Here is a 3,090-nt window from a genome sequence, read left to right as displayed (position 1 = left end):
GCGGCCGGGTGCCGCTCGCTGTTTTTGTGCTTTGGGGGGCGTCAGCTACTACTGGTAGCGGCCGACCGCGATGGGGGACTCCTGCTCAATCTGGCCAAGGCGATCGGCCCACTGGGCGAGCCAAGCTTCCCGCTCTTCTTGCGAGACCCGCACCGGGGCATAACAGATATGGGGGCGCAGCACATCGAAGCCGACAAATTGCAGGATCCCGCGCTGGATGGGGCGCAGCACCCCGTCGATATCGCCGTTGAAGCCGTCGGGCAGATAAGTCTCGGCAGGGCCGCCGGTGGTGAGGCTCAGCAGGGCCCGCTTGCCGCGAAATTTGCCGCTCTCGTAGATATGGCCCTGACCATAGACCCGCCCCATGGCAAAGACCCGATCCACCCACCCCTTGAGAATGGCGGGCAGGCCAAACCACCAGAGCGGAAACTGGAAGATCAGCAGGTCGGCCGCCTCCAGCTTTTGCATCTCCTGCTCCAGATGCGGGGCGAAGCTACCTTGCTCGGTGGCAGCCAGCTCTTCGAGTTGCAGCTTGAGAAAATCGGGATCGCTGGCGGCGGTGAAGTTGCGCCGATCCGAGACGGGATCAAAGCCCATGGCATAGAGATCGCTGGTCATCACTGTGTGGCCCGCCTGCTCCAGCGCCCTGATGGCGTGGCAGAAGAGGGCACCGTTGAAGCTTTTGGGTTCGGGATGGGCATAGACGATAAGCACCTTCATAACAGACTCCGTGGCAAATGATGCGAGGGTGACAGGCTTGGTTGCTGAAAAAGTTGCTGAAACAGTTGCCGGGTTAACGCTGTGTCACAGCATAGAAGCCTGCCGCGCTGATTGCAGCAGGCGCCACGCTCTTGCGTGACGCCTGCTGGCGCAGCTTATGCCTGACAGGCGGCGAGCCGGACGGCTTCGCGGCGCTCACTGACATGGGTCAGCCCGTAGGCCAGTAGCACGATAAGGGCGCCGATCCAGGGGGTGTGCATCAGGCCGAGGTGTTCCACCACCAAGCCACCGACGACGGAACCGAGCGCAATGCCGACGTTGAAGGCGGCGATATTGAGGCCCGATGCTACATCCACCGCCTTGGGGGTGTGCAGTTCGGCCTGCTTCACCACCAGCACCTGCAGACCCGGCACGTTGCCGAAGGCAAAGGCGCCCCACACCAGTACGGTGAGCACGGCCAGCACCGGGTGCGGCGCGGTGAAGGTGAGGGTCAGCAGCACCAGCGCCAGACCGGCAAACAGCAGCTTGAGGGCGGGCAGAGGGCCCATCTTGTCGGCCAGCTTGCCACCCCAGATATTGCCGATGGCGACCGATACCCCGTACACCAGCAGGATCAGGCTCACCGCACCGGCGCTAAAGCCGCTTACCTGCTGCAGGATGGGGGCGAGGAAGGTAAAGGCCGTGAAGGCGCCGCCATAACCAAGGGCGGTTTTGGCATAGACCAGCAGCAGCGGCTTCTTGGTCAGTACCGAGAGTTGCTCGCGGATGGTGGAGGCTGCCCCCTTGGGCAGGTTGCTCGGGATCAGCAGCAGGCTACCCACCATGGCGACGAGGCCGAGCAGGCTCACTACCAGAAAGGTTTCACGCCAGCCAAAGACCTGACCAATCCAGGTGCCGAGCGGTACGCCGGTCACCAGCGCCACGGTGAGGCCGCTGAACATGATGGCGATGGCGCTCGCCGCCTTCTCTTTGGCCACAAGACCCGTGGCGATGGTGCTGCCCACCGAGAAGAAGACCCCGTGCGCCAATCCGGTGAGGATGCGGGCCACGATCAGGCTCTCGTAACCGGGGGCCTGCCAGGCCAGCAGGTTGCCGGCGGTAAAGAGTGCCATCAGCCCTACCAGCAACCACTTGCGCGGCACCTTGCCGGTGAGCGCCGTGAGCACGGGGGCACCGATGGCTACGCCAAGGGCATAGAGGCTGACCAGAAGGCCCGCCGAGGGGAGCGAGACATTGAGCTGCTGGGCGATGGTGGGGATGAGCCCCACGATCACAAATTCGGTGGTGCCGATCGCAAAGGCACTCAGGGTAAGGGCAAATAACGCCAGTGGCATAACAACTCCTTGGTTTGGGACTCCCGACGGGAGAATGGCGCCAGTATGCCGATGGGTTTTGTTGGCAAAAATGACGGTCACAGCAAATTACTTTTGCCAAATCAGCAGCAATGGCGATGAGTCTAAGGGGAATGGGAGAGACAAGAGTGGCCGCAAAGAGGGGGAAGAGAGATGAGAGCGAAATGACTGGAGATCAGAGACAAAGCGTGCTGAGCGAGTAGGGTGCAAAGAGGAAACGGGGACGGGGGTAATGGAAGGCGACAGGGTTGGCTGAACCTGCTCTGTGCGTGGGGGAATGAGCAACGAGTGAGATGAAAGGGCAAAAAAAGCGGGAGGCATGATACCTCCCGATTTTGCTGAAAAAATGTGGTTGAGCGTTATTTGCTCCCTTCTCCCCTTGCGGGAGAAGGGTTGGGGATGAGGGGGAGATAGCTTGTCCCTCACCCTCTCCCGTAGGGAGAGGGGATAGCTCGTGGCTGCAATAGGCTCGTGAGGGTTGCCGATACCCGCCATCGAAGCGAGAGAGCCCATGCCTCCCTTCCCGTTTAATCCCAATCCGGCGCAAAGTCCGGGTTGGCGCAGCGCTCGCCCCGATCCAGCGTGGCGATGGCGGCCATCTCCTCGCTGCTCAAGGTGATATCGAGAGCGGCCAGATTGGCGGCCTGATTCTCCCGCTTGGTGGAGCTCGGGATCACTGTCATGTCCTGCGCCAGCAGCCAGGCCAGCGACACCTGTGCCGCTGATACTCCGTGGCGCTGGCCAATCTCCATCAGCAGCGGCTCGCTCAGCACCTTGCCATAGGCGAGCGGCATATAGGCGGTGACGGCGATACCCTGGGCTTTGCAGAACTCGACCACCTTGCGGTTTTGCAGCAGGGGATGAACCTCGATCTGCTGGTGAGCGATGGCCCCCGGCCCCAAAATTTCGATAGCCTGTTTGAGTTGGGCCACGGTGAAGTTGGAGACCCCGATCTCCCGGGTCAGGCCCCGGGCCTTGGCCTCTGCCAGCTGCTCCAGATAGACTGCCATCGGCACCT

General features: G+C 61.9%; 3 protein-coding genes. All 3 read right to left on the bottom strand.

The genetic code is table 11. The features are described from left to right. Positions 1-48: 48 nt before the first annotated feature. Positions 49-720, bottom strand: a complete 672-nt coding sequence (locus tag AB5Y85_RS06865) for an NAD(P)H-dependent oxidoreductase (protein ID WP_139741408.1) — start codon at positions 718-720, stop codon at positions 49-51. A gap of 155 nt (positions 721-875) precedes the next feature. Further along, complete coding sequence (locus AB5Y85_RS06860) at positions 876-2,054, bottom strand: MFS transporter (RefSeq protein ID WP_257686589.1); 1,179 nt, start codon at positions 2,052-2,054, stop codon at positions 876-878. A gap of 545 nt (positions 2,055-2,599) precedes the next feature. Further along, the coding region (locus AB5Y85_RS06855) for an aldo/keto reductase (protein ID WP_368221287.1) at positions 2,600-3,090 on the bottom strand (491 nt) is incomplete at its 5' end.

The organism is Aeromonas sp. R3-1 (assembly GCF_040908345.1).
GTDB lineage: Bacteria > Pseudomonadota > Gammaproteobacteria > Enterobacterales > Aeromonadaceae > Aeromonas > Aeromonas veronii.
Note: the sequence above shows the minus strand (reverse complement) of the source record. Positions and strands in the feature narration are given on the sequence as shown.

Bases quoted from the DNA above. Each gene is read 5' to 3' on its own strand.
- AB5Y85_RS06865 (WP_139741408.1), bottom strand. From the start codon at position 720: ATGAAGGTGCTTATCGTCTATGCCCATCCCGAACCCAAAAGCTTCAAC.
- AB5Y85_RS06860 (WP_257686589.1), bottom strand. From the start codon at position 2,054: ATGCCACTGGCGTTATTTGCCCTTACCCTGAGTGCCTTTGCGATCGGC.